Source organism: Enterobacter sp. RHBSTW-00593 (assembly GCF_013784105.1).
Classification (GTDB): domain Bacteria; phylum Pseudomonadota; class Gammaproteobacteria; order Enterobacterales; family Enterobacteriaceae; genus Enterobacter; species Enterobacter ludwigii.
The window spans coordinates 130,966-148,895 of sequence record NZ_CP056393.1 but is presented as its reverse complement, the minus strand read 5'-3'; the positions used below and the strand labels follow the sequence as shown (position 1 = coordinate 148,895).

Here is a 17,930-nt window from a genome sequence, read left to right as displayed (position 1 = left end):
CTCCCACAGGCGCGGGAGATAAAAACCGAGGCCGGGTAAGGCAATCGCCACCCGGCTTTAGATCAGAAACGCCAGGACATGCCGGTCATCAGCGCGAAGCTGTCTTCGCGGTCGATCATCGGACTGTTCTTCACGTCGTCAGGTAACACGGTATAGACCGCGCTGGCGTTGATGAACAGATTCTGGGTTAACTGATATTTAGCCGCGAGCCCCACATACGGCGTCCAGCTATCACCTGCGGTGTATTCATTGAGGCCTGAGCGGCGAGACTCATTGCCGGATACGCCGTAGTAGTAATCGTTATAGCTTTCGTCGCTGTAGAAAATACCTACCGATGGCGTCAGCGTCAGACGTTCCATCCGAACCGGACGGAAGTATGAGATTTCACCGATCACGCCGCCGCTCTCATCCATCGCATCACCCGAGACCGCCACTTTCAGCGAGCCCCAGTGTTCATGGCGGTAGTACGCCCCGCCGAGAAACGCTGATGCTTTACGCTCATCGAGGTGTTTCATCTGAGCGTCGTCGTTATCTTCAGGATCAAATCGCAGTGGCATCCACGATGCGGTCATGCTGAATTCATTTTTTTCGTCTTTCCACAGCATCCATCCGCCGGTGGTCTGGCGAATATAAAACCGGTCGCCTTCATAGCTAATTAACGGTACCGCCGTGGTATTTTCGTTATAACCTTTATAAGGCGACTCATTAAATACAGCCCCCGCCCCAAGTGAAAAGTCACCAGCCATTGCAGATGATGTTGCAAATAACGTGGCTGCGATGAGTAAATTGTATTTAATAGTCATTACATGTAATCCATTTAGACGCCAAACAAGCGAGGCGAATAATAATGGTTACAAATTTGCCAATGCAACGCTGCAGTTTATATAATATTATATATAAAAACATATAGATGGGTGCGCATGATGAATAAGTTCCAGCTAAAACCACGCGAGTTAAAAATTATTTCCGTCATCGCAGCCACCCACAGTATTGGCGATGCCGCAGCCCTGCTGGGCATGGCACAGGCTAACGTCAGTAAATACCTTTCTGATTTTGAAACGCGTGTCGGTCTTAAGGTATTTGAGCGCACGACCCGTCAACTGGCGCTAACCCAGTTTGGCGAAGCGTTACTCCCCTACATTGACGCCACGCTGGATAAAAATAGCCAGCTCATTAATTTCATTGCTGATTATAAGCATGAGAAGCGCGGAAAAGTGACCATTTACGCCCCAACGGGTATCGTGATGTATCTGGCGCGACACGTGATCCATCAGATTGAGGACATCGGTGATATCCGTATCTCGTTAAAAACGTACAACCTGGATCGTAATGAATATTCCGAAGGGGTCTCGTTCCCCGATGATTGCGATATTCTCATTACCTATGCTCAGCCGAAAGATGAAAGTCTGGTCGCCAGTGTATTAACGAAATATTCCGTCACGGCATTTGCCACTGAAGAATATTTGAAAAACCACCCCTTAACCGGACCTGAAGATTTAATTAATCACTCCTGTATTTTAATAGACTCGATGCTGGTGGATGAGGCGAACATCTGGCGTTTTCGCGTCCACGGCAGTGAGACCGTATATGATTACAGAGTGACCGGAAATTATATTTGCGACAATACGCAGACGGCGCTGGAACTGGCCCGAAATAATCTCGGTATTGTTTTTGCGCCGAAAGAAAGCCTGAAAAAAGAACTTAAGAGTGGTTCTCTGGTTCCCTGCTTCCCGCATCAGGAAGAGTGGTGGCTCGACCTGACGGCAATATTCCGCAAACGTGAATACCAGCCCTGGCGCGTGCAGTACATTCTGGACGGCGTACTGAACTGCCTGCGTCAGCAAATTGCTCAGGCTGCCCAGGGGCAACCTGAGCTGGAGGGTTAGAACAGCCCCAGTGGTTTATCGGAATAACTCACCAGCAGGCATTTCGTCTGCTGGTAATGCTCCAGCATCATCTTGTGGGTTTCACGCCCGATGCCCGACTGCTTATAGCCTCCAAAGGCCGCGTGCGCCGGGTAAGCATGGTAGCAGTTGGTCCACACGCGCCCGGCCTGAATGCCCCGCCCCATTTTATAAGCCAGATTACCGTTGCGGCTCCAGACGCCAGCCCCGAGGCCATACGGCGTATCGTTAGCAATCTCCAGCGCCTCTTCCATCGTTTTGAAGGTGGTGACGGCCAGCACCGGTCCGAAAATTTCCTCCTGGAAGACGCGCATGTTGTTTTTGCCGAACAGGATCGTCGGCTCCAGGTAATACCCGTCCTGCAGATCGCCGCCCAGCATTTTACGACGACCGCCGGTCAGGACATCCGCCCCTTCTTTCTTGCCGATATCAATGTAGTTGAGGATAGTGTCCATCTGCCCGTGCGAGACCTGCGCGCCCATCTGGGTCACGTTATCAAGCGGGTTACCGCTGCGGATAGACTCGACGCGGCGAATGGCTCGCTCCATAAAGCGCTCATAGATAGACTCCTGCACCAGCGCGCGGCTTGGGCAGGTACAGACTTCACCCTGGTTAAAAGCAAACAGCGCAAAGCCTTCCAGGGCTTTATCGAAGAAGGCATCCTCTTCCTCCATGACGTCGGCGAAGAAAATGTTCGGCGATTTACCGCCCAGCTCCAGGGTCACTGGAATGATGTTCTGGGTCGCGTACTGCATGATCTGCTGACCCACTTCCGTCGACCCGGTAAACGCGACTTTGGCGATCCGTTTTGAGGTCGCCAGATATTCCCCTATCTCACCCCCCGCCCCGTTCACCACGTTAATCACGCCTGGCGGGAGAAGGTCGCCAATGACTTCCATCAGCAGCAGGACTGACAGCGGGGTCAGGCGGGCCGGTTTGAGCACAATGCAGTTACCCGCCGCCAGCGCGGGCGCCATTTTCCAGCTCGCCATCAGCAACGGGAAGTTCCACGGAATGATCTGCCCCACCACGCCCAGCGGTTCGTGGAAGTGGTACGCCACGGTGTCGCTGTCTACCTCGCTAATTCCGCCCTCCTGAGCGCGAATACAGGAGGCAAAATAGCGGAAGTGGTCAATGGCCAGCGGCACGTCTGCCGCCATCGTTTCACGGATTGGCTTGCCGTTATCCCAGGTTTCCGCCGTTGCCAGTAGCTCCAGATTCTGTTCCATCCGGTCAGCGATTTTGAACAATATCGCCGCTCTGTCCTGAACAGAGGTATGCCCCCATTTGTCTTTGGCTTTGTGCGCGGCGTCCAGCGCCAGGTCGATATCCCCCTTGCCGGAGCTGGCTATTTCACACAGCGGCTGGCCGGTAACGGGCGTCAGATTGGAATAGTATTCGCCGCCGACGGGTGCAACCCAGTCGCCGCCGATAAAGTTTTCATAACGGGGCTTCAGCTTGAGGGGAAAACCATACTCGCCAGGCTGGATACGCGATGAGGGAGGATTGTTTGTCATGACCGTCTCCTTGCTGTTGGTGTACAACAAGGGTAGTTCCGGCTGGCGATTTCCTCGCCAGCCGGTAACGGTGTTTACGACGGGGGTCACGGAGTTTCAGGAAATAATAACGAATCCCGCAATAAATGATCGTTGCCACGACGACGGGTAAAGCCGATGCGGTTGAAATATTCCAGGATCTGAATCGCCAGCTTGCGCCCGACGTTCAGCCGATCGCGGAAATCTGCTGCGCAGGTCGTGCCTCGCGCCTGATCCAGCTCGCGGATCAGGTTAGCAAACGCCACAATGCGATCGTTACGGTAATAACGATCTTTCACGATCGCGACGATTAATCCCTGCTGCGCCGCATGGCGCAACACCTGGCGCATCACCTGTTCGTCGGTATTCGTTTCACGTGCGAGATCGCGAACCCACCACGGCTCGTCGCCAAACAGCGGAGCCACTTTCTGCCATATCGCCTCTTGCCCGGCGTTGAACCCGGCTTTGTGATCCGGCAGATGCAGCCAGCCGTGGTGGCTTTTTATCAGCCCACTTTCGCGCATGTTTTCAATCAGCAGCAGCACCAGCGCATCGTTTTCCATCGGCAACGCCATGCGTCGCAGGCGTTCACGTCCCGGGCCGGGTTCATCCTGATGCTGTTCATGGTAAGTGGCGAGCGTGGTCAGTACCTTGCGCTGCCAGCATGCTGCGACCGGGGCATTCAGTAAATTGTTACCCGCCTGAATAAAGCCGGGCTCCTGGGTCAGCAGGCGTAATCCTTCCGCGCTGAGCTGACGAGCCCATGCGAAATCGCTCAGATTGACGGCACCGCGCTCAAGATGAACAAGCAACGCGGCTTTATCATCCGCGGCCTGCGCCAGCGCTCCCAGCCATTGCAGATACTCCGGCTTGCGCTTGCCGCGACGCGGCGGGTTGAGCGTGACCACCCGCGCCCCGGCCAGCGTCTCCCGGGCCGAAATGTCACGCAGTACCAGACGGTCATTATCCGCGAGCCACAGTGGCGAATCGAAAACCAGTTCGGCAAGGTCGTTTTCCAGCAGTGACACGCGCCCGGTGATATGGCTGGCCGCGTGGTGGATATGCAGCGGCTGCCATTGGGTCAGCGGCACATGCGTCTGCAGGGCGACGATCGCCCGCTCAGAAGGCTCTGGCGGTGCACCGGCCAGCAGCCAGTCGCCACGGTTAAGCTTCTCTTTTTCCGCATCGCCCGCAATATTGAGCGCGATCCGCTGCCCGGCATGGGCATGCTCTACGGGCTGGTTCTGCGCATGCAAACCGCGCACACGCATCGGGGCGTTGGCGCCCGTGAGCCATAAGGTATCGCCCACGTTCACTTCACCGCTCAGCGCGGTACCGGTGACCACCAGCCCCGCGCCTTTAACGGTAAAGGCCCGGTCGATCGCCAGACGGAAACGATGATGGCTGGCATGCTCGCGTGAGGGAAGCTGCTGCAAATGGTGGCGAAGTTCGTCAATACCGCGCCCTTCTGTCGCCACGGTGACGAACAATGGCGCATCGGCAAATCCATACTCCCGCAAGGTCGCCTGTACGGTTTCGCGCACCGCGTTGAGTCGCGCCTCATCGACGCGGTCAGCTTTGGTCAGCGCAACGGTCAGCTGCGGGTTGCCCGTCAGCTGTAAAATTGCCAGATGTTCACGCGTTTGCGCCATCACGCCGTCATCACAGGCCACTACCAGCAGAGCATGATCGATGCCACCGACGCCCGCCAGCATGTTAGAAAGAAACTTCTCGTGTCCCGGTACATCAATAAAACCCAGCACCCGGCCATCAGGCTGAGGCCAGTAGGCATAGCCCAGATCGATGGTCATGCCGCGTTTTTTCTCTTCCGGCAGACGATCGGCATTCACCCCGGTCAGGGCCTGTAATAAGGTGGTTTTTCCGTGGTCGACGTGACCGGCGGTGGCAATAATCATTTCAACAGCATCTCCAGAAATCGCGCTTCATCTTCAAGACAGCGTAGATCCAGCCACATTCGGCCATCGTAAATGCGCCCGATAACCGGTGCTGGCAAGGCACGCCAGCGCGCCGACAAAGCGTCAAGCTGGCTGCCGCGCCCGTCACGGGGTGTAAACGTGAGCGCCGCGCTGGGCAGCCTGTCCACCGGCAGTGAACCGCTGCCGATCTGCGACTGACAAGCTTCAAGGCGCACGTCAAAATCGGGGTAGTGCGGCGCAATGTGTGGCAAGAGAAGCTCACCCTGGGCGCGAATTGAGGCGGCATCACGGGCCAGCAGGCGCAGCGTGGGCAGCCGTTCAGCCAGTTTTTCCGGGTAGAGATAAAGGCGCAGCGTCGCTTCCAGCGCAGCAAGCGTCATTTTATCGGCTCGCAGTGCACGCTTGAGCGGGTGCTGCTGCAGCTTCGCAATAAGCGCACGTTTACCCACGATAATCCCCGCCTGCGGGCCGCCAAGCAGTTTGTCGCCGGAGAAACTCACGAGACTGACGCCCGCCGCAATCATCTCCTGCGGCATGGGCTCTTTTGGCAGACCGTACTGGCTCAGATCGACCAGCGAACCGCTACCGAGGTCGGCCACCACCGGCACACCCAGCTCACGGCCCAGCTCCGCCAGCTCCGCCTCTTCAACGGTTTTTGTGAATCCGGCTATCTGGTAATTACTGGTGTGGACCTTCATCAGCAGCCCGGTATTTTCATTCACTGCCGCGCGATAATCTTTTGCATGCGTGCGGTTGGTGGTGCCCACTTCATGCAGGGTACAGCCCGCCTGGCGCATAACATCCGGAATGCGAAACGCACCGCCAATCTCGACCAGCTCGCCACGGGAAACCACCACCTCTTTACCGCTGGCGGTCGCTGCCAGCATTAACAGTACCGCCGCCGCGTTGTTATTCACGATGCAGGCATCTTCCGCGCCGGTCAGCTCGCAGAGCAGGTCTGCCAGCGCCCGATCGCGATGTCCGCGCCCTGCGCCGTCCAGATCGTACTCAAGCGTCACGGGGGAACGCATGGCCTGCACGACCGCAGCGACGGCCTCTTCTGCCTGTTGAGCGCGACCAAGGTTGGTGTGCAGCACGGTTCCCGTCAGGTTGATGACCGGGCGTAACGCGCTTTGTGCTTTCTCCTCGAGCCTCAGCTCCACTTCCTGCCCCCACGCCGCACACCAGTCCGGCAATGCATTTTCTGTCTGAATATGGCTGCGGGCTTCGTCCTGAAGCAGACGTAATATTTCAACCGTCGCGGTATGGCCGAACCGCGCAACGGCAGCATGCACGCGCGGCTCGCGAAGAAGACGGTCGGTTGCAGGGATCTGGCTGTACAGGGAGTGATGAGTTGTCATGAAAGCGCCTGGCGAGTAAATATCATCCCCCCTCCCGACGGGAGAGGGAGTCAACATAAGAAGGGATTGTACCGCCTCCTGCTGCGAAGTGTTATAACCCGCATCAAGCCTTTGGCGGTTCGGTACGGGCAAAGCTCTCGCGCTGAAAGAGTGTTTCTGCAAGCTTCACCAGCAATGGACGGTCGACGCACCAGCCGGGGGAAACGCGGCGGAAATTGAGATAACCGATGGCGCAGGCAATGGCTATCGTTGCCAGGTTCAGGCTATCGGGTTGAATTTTTCCCTCCCGGATAAGCTGTTCGCACCAGTCCAGGCTGCGGCTGATTTTTTCACGCTGGCGTAACAGTTCCGTTTCAGACTGCTGGGCGGCGGGTCTTGCCTGCTCGCGTACGGACGTTAACGCCGCATCCATAATACCGTCGGCCAGCGCTTCAATTTGCTTCATTGCCAGCGCCGCGTTTGGATCGGCCGGTAACATCGCCGGGGCCACGCCGAGCAGCTCGATGTACTCCGCAATAATGGGGGAATCAAACCAGTACTGGCCTTCGTCTGTTACCAGCGTCGGCACTTTTCCCAGCGGGTTGTACTGCGCCACACCGTTTTCAGCGTGATAAGGCTGTTCATTGACGAACTCGAATTCAATCCCTTTCTCCAGCAGGAGAATCGAGATTTTTCGCACGAAGGGACTGGTGTAGCTGCCGATAAGTTTCATTGCCTGATCCTTGATGCCGAAAAAAGTCAGTATGGATCAAGCGATGAAAAAAGGGCAGGTATGCGTGTCGCATTCCTGCCCTGAAGGGGTTAGTGATCGAGATAGAGGTAGTGCATCCAGCTGGTCATACGCAGCAGCACCTTACGCATTACCGAGACGTGAGCAAAGTGATCCGAATAGACCGCCACCTGAGCATAAATGCCGTCGGGCAGCGCATCGACATCAGCATTCGGCTCCAGCTCGATAGTGCCTAATACGCCATCGGTACCAGGGATCACGGTCAGCGACTGCAGCGCACCCTGCGCCTGGTATGATCCCCCCGGCACCACCGGCAGAATACTGGTGAGCTTGCCGGAGAAGACCTGGCCCGGCAGCGCGTTGAAGACCACTTCCGCTTCGTCGCCCGGCTTCAGACGCAGCAGCGAGTTCTGACGGAACTGGGCCACAATCTGGCGTTTCTGTTCAGGAATAAAGACCATGACCGGGCGCAGCGGCAGCGCGGCAGCATAGGTCCCCGGACGAATCAGCACCTGCGTGATATAGCCATTGCTCGGCGCACGCACCACGGTCTGATCCAGGTTGTATTTCGCTTCAGCAAGCTGAGCGCGCAGGGAAGCAACCTGGGATTGCTCACCGTTGACCATACTGTCTAACTGACTTTGTATTTGCGTCTGTTCAGCCACCGAGCCTTTTACCAGCGCATCCTGCGCCAGATAGTTTTGCCGTGCGTTGTCGATATCGCTTTCAGAGAACGGGTTAACCTTTGCCCGGCTGCCTTTCAGGTAGCGCTGGTAATCTTTATACAGGCGGTCACGTTCAGCGGACACGCGCGTGGTATTGGCGACCGCTTCCGCAAGCTGCGCTTTGAGATTGTCGATATTGTGCGTGGCGGTGACCAGGTCGGCCTGCAGTCTGTCGACGCGCGCCTGATAGCGGCCCGGATCAAGTTTAAATAACACTTCGCCTTTTTTAATTAGCTGGTTATTTTTATCGGTAACTTCACTCACTACCCCAGTAACCTGCGGCGTAATCGGAATGGAAATAACCGCTTTTTGCGCCGTAAAGGTATAGGGATGGTTATAGTTCATCAACAGGATAAGCCCGGCGACAATAAACACCCCGCCTAATGTTGCGGTCGCGAGGGTCCACTGGTTTACCGGAATACGGAATATTTTAAAAATGGCCCAGGCAAAGGCCACATAGGTCAAAATAATCAGCAGATCCATGATTAGTGCTCCAGCGTGTTCTTGTCAGCCGTGGGAGGTACCGCTGCCAGTTTTTGTTCTAATTCGGCCACACGTTTAGTCAGAGCATCCATACCCGGGACCTCATCAGGTTTTGAGATGTGGTTCTGCATCCCCCAGCCGCGATCTTCGCGGTACAACGTGGCCCAAATCCACAGGAACGGCCAAATCGCATGGAGCGTAAACAGGCTAATCCATCCCGCCGTATGAATGGCATCCGCATGGGGATGATTCCGTTTTTTGGCCATATTATAAGGAATATCATGGATGGCGATGATTCCGTAAAAAAGAACCAGAAATACAAAAATCAATACGCCCAGCGCAAAATAGTTGAGAAACATATTCTCCTCACTTAAACAACGTCAACTCATTAAATTAATAAAACGGTACGCAACCTAATTAATTTTTTATAAATACGAGGTGTACTTATATTTCAGAGCCGGGGAGTATCGTTTTTTATAATATCTCCATGCAAGTTTATAAGCGTGTCAAAATATATCCTGAATAATAATAGACTTAACCTTACAATATGAGCGTAACGTACCTTATTGCTTTTCGCCATACCACACATGAAAAGTCATTTTTTAGCTTTATGTGTGACTTCATGACATCCTGGCGTTGAATCGCCAGGCAGAATTTGTCGCCGATCACATCCGGAGAATTCTGCATAAAAATTTTTTGTGAAATTAGTCACAATCCAGAAACAAACTCACGACAACCAAATGTGATTTACATCACAGAAGTGGGTGGTTTTTGCTTTATTTATCGCCATCGTATTTTTTTTATCCACTATTTTTGTGACGAAGATCACTTCATTCATGTCTGCACCCCCTACATTTACGTGATTCATATCACACAAATTCCCGTCATCTGGACAGTTGAACGATTCAGTGCCAGATTTCACAGCATCAGAACAGGGCCCGGCTACCTCTGCCGCCTCATTAACAATAAACCTCGGGCCGCAAGCCTAAGCGTAAACAGAAGAAGGGGTGTTTTATGTCATCCGATTTCAAGATCAAAGTTCAAAGCTTTGGTCGTTTCCTCAGCAATATGGTGATGCCAAATATCGGCGCGTTTATCGCGTGGGGTATCATCACTGCGTTGTTCATTCCGACAGGGTGGTTGCCTAACGAAACGCTGGCGAAACTTGTTGGCCCAATGATTACCTACCTGCTGCCGCTGCTTATCGGGTTTACCGGTGGTCGTCTGGTGGGTGGAGACCGTGGTGGCGTTGTGGGTGCCATCACGACGATGGGGGTTATCGTCGGTGCGGATATGCCGATGTTCCTCGGTGCAATGATTGCGGGCCCTCTGGGCGGCTGGGCAATTAAGAAATTCGACGTCTGGGTTGATGGCAAGATCAAATCCGGCTTCGAAATGCTGGTGAACAACTTCTCTGCGGGCATCATCGGTATGATCCTCGCGATTCTGGCGTTCCTCGGCATTGGCCCTGCGGTTGAAGTGCTGTCCAAAGTTCTGGCGGCAGGCGTTAACTTCATGGTTGCGCACGACATGCTGCCGCTGGCGTCTATCTTTGTTGAACCGGCGAAAATCCTGTTCCTCAACAACGCCATTAACCACGGTATCTTCTCACCGCTGGGCATTCAGCAGTCTCATGACCTCGGCAAGTCCATCTTCTTCCTGATTGAAGCCAACCCGGGCCCGGGCATGGGTGTTCTGCTGGCGTACATGTTCTTTGGTCGCGGCAGTGCGAAACAGTCTGCGGGCGGTGCGGCTATCATCCACTTCCTGGGCGGTATCCACGAAATTTACTTCCCTTACGTGCTGATGAACCCACGTCTGATCCTGGCCGTTATCCTCGGCGGTATGACGGGCGTGTTCACCCTGAGCGTGCTGGGCGGTGGTCTGGTTTCTCCGGCCTCTCCAGGCTCCATCCTGGCGGTTCTGGCGATGACCCCGAAAGGTGCCTATTTCGCTAACATCGCAGCCATCTGTGCGGCAATGGCCGTCTCCTTCGTGGTCTCTTCTATCCTGCTGAAAACCAGCAAAGTGAAAGAAGATGACGATATCGAAGCGGCAACCCGTCGTATGCATGACATGAAAGCCGAATCAAAAGGCGCAACGCCGCTGGCGGCGGGCGATGTCTCTAACGACCTGAGCCACGTACGTAAAATCATCGTGGCCTGTGACGCGGGTATGGGTTCCAGCGCCATGGGTGCCGGCGTGCTGCGTAAGAAAGTGCAGGATGCGGGTCTGACCAACATCTCCGTCACCAACAGCGCCATCAACAGCCTGCCTGCAGATGTTGACCTGGTGATTACGCACCGCGATCTGACCGAACGTGCGATGCGTCAGGTTCCTCAGGCACAGCACATTTCGCTGACCAACTTCCTGGACAGCGGCCTGTACACCAACCTGACCGAACGTCTGGTGGCCGCGCAGCGTCATGAAGATAACGAAGTCAAAGTCCGCGACAGCCTGAAAGACAGCTTTGACGCGAACGACAGCCACCTGTTCCGCCTGGGCGCAGAAAACATCTTCCTGGGCCGCACGGCGTCCCACAAGGAAGAGGCGATTCGCTTTGCCGGTGAACAGCTGGTGAAAGGCGGCTACGTGCAGCCTGAATACGTTGACGCGATGCTGGAGCGTGAAAAGCTGACCCCAACCTATCTGGGTGAATCCATTGCGGTTCCACACGGTACGGTTGAAGCGAAAGACCGCGTACTGAAAACCGGCGTGGTGTTCTGCCAGTATCCGGATGGTGTACGCTTCGGTGAAGAAGAAGACGACATCGCCCGCCTGGTGATTGGTATCGCCGCTCGCAACAACGAGCACATCCAGGTGATTACCAGCCTGACCAACGCGCTGGATGACGACTCTGTCATTGAACGTCTGGCCAACACCACCAGCGTGGAAGAAGTGCTGGCGCTGTTGAACAAGTAACGGAACCTCTTCCCTCTCCCCCTGTGGGGAGAGGGTTAGGGTGAGGGCAAAGCCTCACCCCAGCCCTCTCGGGTAAAAACATTGATTAAGGTTAATACTATGAAAGCATTACATTTTGGCGCAGGTAATATCGGTCGTGGCTTTATCGGTAAACTGCTGGCAGACGCAGGCATTACGCTGACATTCGCCGATGTGAATCAGGTAGTCCTGGATGCCCTGAATGCCCGTCATAGCTATCAGGTACACGTGGTAGGCGAAAACGAGCAGGTTGAGACGGTGTCTGGCGTTAATGCGGTAAGCAGCATTGGCGAAGACGTTATCGACCTCATCGCCAGTGTCGATCTGGTGACCACGGCCGTTGGCCCGGTGGTGCTTGAGCGCATTGCCCCTGCGGTGGCGAAAGGCCTGGCAAAACGTAAAGCGCAGGGCATCGACACACCGCTGAACATCATCGCCTGTGAAAACATGGTGCGCGGCACCACGCAGCTGAAAGGCCATGTGCTCGCCGCCGTCGCGGACGAAGATAAAGCCTGGGTGGAAGCGCACGTCGGCTTTGTGGATTCCGCCGTTGACCGTATCGTTCCGCCATCAGAATCCGCCACCCACGATCCGCTGGAAGTGACCGTGGAAACCTTCAGCGAGTGGATCGTCGATAAAACCCAGTTTAAAGGCGCACTGCCAACCATTCCGGGGATGGAATTAACCGATAACCTGATGGCCTTTGTCGAACGTAAACTCTTCACGCTGAACACCGGGCATGCTATAACCGCGTACCTCGGAAAATTGGCCGATCATCAGACCATTCGTGACGCGATCCTCGATGAGAGCATCCGTGCGGTGGTTAAAGGGGCAATGGAAGAGAGCGGCGCGGTGCTGATCAAACGCTACGGTTTTGATGCTGAGAAACATGCAGCATACATCCAGAAAATCCTCGGTCGTTTTGAAAACCCGTATCTGAAAGATGACGTTGAGCGCGTAGGCCGTCAGCCACTGCGTAAACTGAGCGCGGGCGATCGCCTGATTAAACCGCTGCTGGGCACGCTGGAGTATGGTCTTGCGCACGCCAACCTGGTGAAAGGGATTGCCGCCGCGATGCATTACCGCAGCGAACAGGATCCACAGGCGCAGGAGCTGGCTCAGCTGATTAACGATAAAGGCCCGCAGGGTGCGCTGGCGCAGATCTCGGGTCTGGATGCTAACAGCGACGTGGTTGTGGAGGCGGTGAACGCTTACAACGCAATCAAATGATGCAGAGTGCGGCGCAGGATAGCCTGCGCCCAAATAACAGATTGTCAGATATGCAGGCAATAATGGAACAAACCCAGGCCTTTGAAAATCGCGTGCTTGAGCGTCTGAATGCTGGCAAAACCGTACGAAGTTTCCTGATTGCCGCCGTCGAGTTGCTAACCGAGGCGGTGAATATTCTGGTACTTCAGGTGTTTCGCAAAGACGACTACGCGGTAAAATATGCTGTAGAACCGTTACTGGACGGAGACGGACCGCTGGGCGATTTATCGGTACGTCTGAAGCTGATTTATGGTCTTGGCGTGTTGAACCGACAAGAGTATGAAGATGCCGAGCTGCTGATGGCACTGCGCGAAGAGTTAAATCATGACGGTAATGAGTACACCTTTACCGATGATGAGATCCTTGGCCCCTTCGGCGAGCTACACTGCGTCACCGCGCTTCCCCCTGCTCCCCATTTTGATAACAGTGACCCTGAGCTGTACGCGATGCAAAAGCTGCGTTATCAACAGGTTGTCCGTTCCACAATGGTCCTTTCCCTGACTGAGCTGATTTCCCGAATCAGCTTAAAAAAAGCGTTTCAGAAGTAAGCCTGCTCACATTGGTGTATCCTTCCCTGTAAATTCCCCGTTTTCAGAGTTATTTGTCATGAAAGAAGTCGAAAAGAACGAAATTAAACGCCTGAGCGACCGCCTGGATCTGATCCGCCACCAGATGGCTGGTCTCTCGCTGGTTGAATCCGCCGAGAAGTATGCCGAGCTGGAGAAAGAGAGTGAGAAGCTTGAAGCGGAAATCGAGCGTCTGCGCGAAGTCAAAGGCCAGAAGCTGAGCAACGAAGCCCAAAAGCTGTTGAGCATGCCGCACCGTCGCGCCATCACTAAAAAAGAGCAGGCCGACATGGGCAAGCTGAAGAAAAGCGTCCGTGGCCTGGTGGTGGTTCATCCCATGACCGAGCTTGGTCGCGAAATGGGTCTGAAAGAGATGACGGGTTTTTGTAAGACCGCGTTTTGATCGTCCCCTGCCCTCTCTCCCAGGCGAGAGGGCGAAAACCACACCGCGTCGCCCCCCTCACCGCTTAAAATTGGCCCAACCAATCTCCCGGTAATCACTTTCCTGGTTCACAATTCCACTAATTCCCCTCACAAAATCATTGCCGACCCATAACAACTGGTTAACCATTTATTGTCATTCACCCTACAACACAATATTGGCAGGACCACTTTTACACAGTTTGTGACGCAGAGATGAGCGGAGACTCACCCGCTACGCCGACTGTCTGGTCCTCAGGAGACCTGCATGAGCCTCTGGCAACAAAACTACGATCCGGCTGGCAATATCTGGCTGTCGAGCCTGATCGCATCGCTTCCGATCCTGTTCTTCTTCTTTGCGCTGATTAAGCTCAAGCTGAAGGGATACCTGGCCGCGACGTACACCGTTGCCATCGCGCTGATGGTGGCACTGTTCTTCTATAAAATGCCGGTCGATCGCGCGCTGGCCTCCGTCGTCTATGGTTTCTTCTACGGCCTGTGGCCGATTGCGTGGATCATCATCGCGGCGGTCTTTGTCTACAAAATCTCGGTGAAAACCGGGCAGTTCGACATTATCCGCTCATCGATACTTTCCATTACCCCGGACCAGCGTCTGCAGATGCTGATTGTCGGTTTCTCCTTCGGGGCCTTTCTGGAAGGGGCGGCCGGGTTTGGCGCACCGGTTGCCATCACCGCGGCGCTGTTAGTCGGGCTGGGGTTCAACCCGCTTTACGCTGCAGGTCTTTGTCTGATCGTTAACACCGCGCCGGTGGCGTTTGGTGCGATGGGGATCCCGATTCTGGTCGCCGGGCAGGTCACCGGTCTGGACAGCTTTGAAATTGGCCAGATGGTTGGCCGTCAGCTGCCGTTCCTGACCATCATCGTGCTGTTCTGGATCATGGCGATTATGGATGGCTGGCGCGGCGTGAAAGAGACATGGCCTGCGGTGGTCGTCGCTGGCGGCTCGTTTGCCATTGCCCAGTATCTCAGCTCGAATTTCCTCGGCCCCGAATTGCCGGACATTATCTCTTCACTGGTGTCGCTGGTCTGCCTGACGCTGTTCCTGAAACGCTGGCAGCCGGTACGCATCTTCCGTTTCGCCGATATGGGTGCTTCACACGTCGATCAAACCCTGGCACGTACCGGTTATACCGCGGGACAAATCATTCGCGCATGGTCTCCGTTCCTGTTCCTGACCGCCACGGTTACGCTCTGGAGTATTCCACCGTTTAAGGCCCTGTTCGCACCGGGTGGCGCACTGTATGAGATGGTCATTAACATCTCCGTGCCGTTCCTCGACAAGATGGTCGCCCGTATGCCGCCCGTGGTGCACGCCGCCACGCCGTATGCCGCGGTGTATAAATTTGACTGGTTCTCGGCAACCGGCACCGCAATCCTGTTTGCCGCTATCCTGTCTGTGGTGTGGTTACGCATGAAGCCAGCGGCTGCAGTACAGACTTTTGCGGCTACCATTAAGGAGCTGATGCTGCCGATCTACTCCATCGGCATGGTGCTGGCGTTCGCGTTTATCTCGAACTATTCCGGCCTGTCATCGACACTGGCGCTTGCGCTGGCGCATACCGGCCACGCCTTCACGTTCTTCTCGCCGTTCCTCGGCTGGCTGGGGGTGTTCCTGACCGGTTCAGATACCTCATCTAACGCCCTGTTTGCGGCCCTGCAGGCGACGGCAGCCCAGCAGATTGGCGTGTCGGACATCCTTCTGGTGGCCGCCAATACTACCGGCGGCGTGACCGGCAAGATGATCTCACCGCAATCCATCGCCATTGCCTGTGCGGCGGTGGGACTGGTCGGTAAAGAGTCGGACCTGTTCCGCTTTACCGTGAAACACAGCCTGATATTCACCTGTATGGTCGGGGTGATCACGACCCTGCAGGCCTATGTCTTAACCTGGATGATCCCATGATAGTCATGCCCAGACGCCTGTCCGACGAGATTGCCTCTCGCGTACGGGCGCTGATTGAAGAACAACAGCTGGAAGCGGGCATGAAATTGCCCGCCGAGCGCCAGTTCGCCGCCCAACTGGGTGTATCTCGTAACTCACTGCGTGAGGCGCTGGCGACGCTGGTCAGCGAAGGGGTACTGGTAAGCCGTCGGGGCGGCGGCACCTTTGTCCGCTGGCAGCACGATGACTGGTCCGAGCAAAACATCGTGCAGCCGCTTAAAACACTGATGGAAAACGACCCGGACTACAGCTTCGACATCATTGAAGCGCGGCACGCCATCGAAACCAGTACCGCCTGGCATGCGGCCATGCGGGCCACTGAAGCCGACAAAGAGAAGCTCAAAGCCTGCTTTGACGCCACCCAAAGCAGCGACCCGGACATCGCCTCGCAGGCGGACGTGCGGTTTCATCTGGCGATTGCCGAAGCGTCGCACAACGTCGTTCTGCTCCAGACCATGCGTGGTTTCTTCGATCTGCTGCAATCCTCCGTGAAGCAGAGCCGCCAGCGTATGTATCTGGTCCCGCCGGTATTTGCCCAACTGACCGAACAGCACGAAGCGGTACTCAACGCCATTCTGGCCGGAGATGCTGAGGCCGCGCGCAAAGCGATGATGGCGCATCTGGGGTTCGTGCACACCACCATAAAACGATTCGATGAAGATCAGGCCCGACAGGCGCGTATTACCCGTCTGCCTGGCGACAGTGATATTTCCAGGGAGAACAAAGCATGATTATTTCAGCAGCCAGTGACTATCGCGCCGCAGCGCAGCGCATTTTGCCGCCGTTCCTGTTCCACTATATCGACGGTGGGGCATATGCCGAATACACCCTGCGCCGCAACGTGGAAGATCTGTCGGAAGTGGCGCTGCGCCAGCGCGTGCTGAAAGATATGTCTGAGCTGAGCCTTGAGACAACGCTGTTTAACGAAACGCTTTCCATGCCAGTGGCCCTTGCGCCAGTCGGTTTGTGCGGCATGTACGCCCGCCGGGGTGAAGTCCAGGCGGCAGGGGCAGCGGATGCCAAAGGTATTCCGTTTACCCTCTCCACCGTCTCCGTCTGCCCGATTGAAGAAGTGGCCCCGACCCTCCAGCGTCCGATGTGGTTCCAGCTGTACGTCCTGCGCGATCGCGGCTTTATGCGCAACGCGCTGGAGCGTGCCAAAGCCGCGGGCTGTTCAACGCTGGTCTTTACCGTTGATATGCCGACGCCTGGCGCCCGTTACCGTGATGCCCACTCCGGGATGAGCGGCCCAAATGCTGCCCTGCGTCGCTACTGGCAGGCAGTAACGCACCCGCAATGGGCCTGGGATGTCGGTGTGAATGGTCGCCCGCACGATCTGGGGAATATCTCGGCCTATCTCGGTAAACCCACCGGGCTGGAAGATTACATCGGCTGGCTGGCGAATAATTTCGATCCGTCCATCTCGTGGAAAGACCTGGAGTGGATCCGCGAATTCTGGGACGGCCCAATGGTGATCAAAGGGATCCTCGATCCGGAAGATGCCCGCGATGCCGTGCGCTTTGGCGCTGACGGTATTGTGGTCTCTAACCACGGCGGACGTCAGCTTGACGGGGTACTCTCTTCCGCACGCGCACTGCCGGCGATTGCCGATTCGGTGAAAGGTGATATCGCTATCCTCGCCGACAGCGGTATCCGCAACGGGCTTGACGTGGTGCGTATGATTGCCCTTGGCGCAGACAGCGTATTGCTCGGACGCGCATATCTTTATGCACTGGCTACGGCTGGTCAGGCAGGGGTGGCGAATCTGCTCAACCTGATCGAAAAAGAGATGAAAGTGGCGATGACGTTGACCGGCGCAAAAACGATTCGCGAAATCAGCAAGGACTCCCTGGTGCAGGAGTTGGGTAAATTACCCGCCGCACTGGCACCGCTTGCCCAGGGTGACGCAGCCTGACGCCCGTCTGATTCTCCTTCCCCTCTCCTCGCGTCCGAACTCCCCTCGGGCGCTTTTTTTTGTCAAAAATAACATCTAGGTAACATATTGGATAAGAAAATTTGACATACCTGTGCCGCACGCAATTGTATAGACAAGCAAATACAAGAACACAAAAACACCATCACATCAGAGGGGAGCGT

The 17,930-nt window shown here is 55.5% G+C and carries 15 protein-coding genes; 8 read left to right on the top strand and 7 right to left on the bottom strand.

Annotated features, from left to right (window positions below; genetic code table 11):
* Positions 1–62 precede the first annotated feature (62 nt).
* A complete protein-coding gene (locus HV242_RS00725; RefSeq protein ID WP_050737630.1) occupies positions 63–803 on the bottom strand; it encodes a MipA/OmpV family protein in 741 nt (246 codons plus the stop codon).
* 117 nt (positions 804–920) lie between these two features.
* On the opposite strand from HV242_RS00725, the gene HV242_RS00720 reads away from it, so the two are divergent.
* Complete coding sequence (locus HV242_RS00720; RefSeq protein WP_062777982.1) at positions 921–1,886, top strand: LysR family transcriptional regulator; 966 nt, start codon at positions 921–923, stop codon at positions 1,884–1,886.
* Here HV242_RS00720 and exaC read toward each other — a convergent pair.
* From exaC to HV242_RS00690, 6 genes are all read right to left on the bottom strand, one after another.
* Positions 1,883–3,421, bottom strand: coding sequence for an acetaldehyde dehydrogenase ExaC (exaC, locus tag HV242_RS00715; RefSeq protein ID WP_020882663.1), 1,539 nt, complete (start codon positions 3,419–3,421; stop codon positions 1,883–1,885). The two genes, HV242_RS00720 and exaC, sit on opposite strands and share 4 nt — an antisense overlap.
* 86 nt (positions 3,422–3,507) lie before the next feature.
* Complete coding sequence (gene selB, locus HV242_RS00710) at positions 3,508–5,355, bottom strand: selenocysteine-specific translation elongation factor (RefSeq protein ID WP_050737631.1); 1,848 nt, start codon at positions 5,353–5,355, stop codon at positions 3,508–3,510.
* On the bottom strand, positions 5,352–6,737 hold the full coding sequence (gene selA, locus HV242_RS00705) for an L-seryl-tRNA(Sec) selenium transferase (RefSeq protein WP_050737632.1): 1,386 nt from the start codon (positions 6,735–6,737) through the stop codon (positions 5,352–5,354). The genes selB and selA overlap by 4 nt, the downstream gene beginning before the upstream one ends.
* A gap of 103 nt (positions 6,738–6,840) precedes the next feature.
* Complete coding sequence (locus tag HV242_RS00700) at positions 6,841–7,449, bottom strand: glutathione S-transferase (protein ID WP_050737633.1); 609 nt, start codon at positions 7,447–7,449, stop codon at positions 6,841–6,843.
* Positions 7,450–7,538: 89 nt separating this feature from the next.
* On the bottom strand, positions 7,539–8,675 hold the full coding sequence (locus tag HV242_RS00695) for an HlyD family secretion protein (RefSeq protein WP_014168091.1): 1,137 nt from the start codon (positions 8,673–8,675) through the stop codon (positions 7,539–7,541).
* A 2-nt stretch (positions 8,676–8,677) separates the two neighbouring features.
* Positions 8,678–9,034, bottom strand: coding sequence for a DUF3302 domain-containing protein (locus HV242_RS00690; RefSeq protein WP_014168090.1), 357 nt, complete (start codon positions 9,032–9,034; stop codon positions 8,678–8,680).
* Positions 9,035–9,689: 655 nt separating this feature from the next.
* On the opposite strand from HV242_RS00690, the gene HV242_RS00685 reads away from it, so the two are divergent.
* The 7 genes from HV242_RS00685 to lldD all read left to right on the top strand — a co-directional run bounded on the left by HV242_RS00685 (position 9,690) and on the right by lldD (position 17,748).
* Complete coding sequence (locus tag HV242_RS00685) at positions 9,690–11,597, top strand: PTS mannitol transporter subunit IICBA (protein WP_014168089.1); 1,908 nt, start codon at positions 9,690–9,692, stop codon at positions 11,595–11,597.
* A 99-nt stretch (positions 11,598–11,696) separates the two neighbouring features.
* Complete coding sequence (gene mtlD, locus HV242_RS00680; protein ID WP_050737634.1) at positions 11,697–12,845, top strand: mannitol-1-phosphate 5-dehydrogenase; 1,149 nt, start codon at positions 11,697–11,699, stop codon at positions 12,843–12,845.
* A complete protein-coding gene (gene mtlR / locus HV242_RS00675; protein ID WP_025206446.1) occupies positions 12,845–13,432 on the top strand; it encodes a mannitol operon repressor MtlR in 588 nt (195 codons plus the stop codon). Before mtlD ends, mtlR begins: the two co-directional genes overlap by 1 nt.
* A gap of 58 nt (positions 13,433–13,490) precedes the next feature.
* The gene (locus HV242_RS00670; RefSeq protein WP_014168086.1) at positions 13,491–13,853 is read left to right on the top strand and encodes a YibL family ribosome-associated protein; all 363 of its coding nucleotides are present in this window, start codon (positions 13,491–13,493) and stop codon (positions 13,851–13,853) included.
* A gap of 285 nt (positions 13,854–14,138) precedes the next feature.
* Positions 14,139–15,794 carry an L-lactate permease gene (lldP, locus tag HV242_RS00665; RefSeq protein WP_032680001.1) on the top strand — a complete coding sequence of 552 codons (1,656 nt, stop codon included), beginning with the start codon at positions 14,139–14,141 and terminating at the stop codon, positions 15,792–15,794.
* Complete coding sequence (lldR, locus tag HV242_RS00660; protein WP_044858573.1) at positions 15,791–16,564, top strand: transcriptional regulator LldR; 774 nt, start codon at positions 15,791–15,793, stop codon at positions 16,562–16,564. The genes lldP and lldR overlap by 4 nt, the downstream gene beginning before the upstream one ends.
* The gene (lldD, locus tag HV242_RS00655; RefSeq protein ID WP_050737635.1) at positions 16,561–17,748 is read left to right on the top strand and encodes an FMN-dependent L-lactate dehydrogenase LldD; all 1,188 of its coding nucleotides are present in this window, start codon (positions 16,561–16,563) and stop codon (positions 17,746–17,748) included. Before lldR ends, lldD begins: the two co-directional genes overlap by 4 nt.
* Positions 17,749–17,930 lie beyond the last annotated feature (182 nt).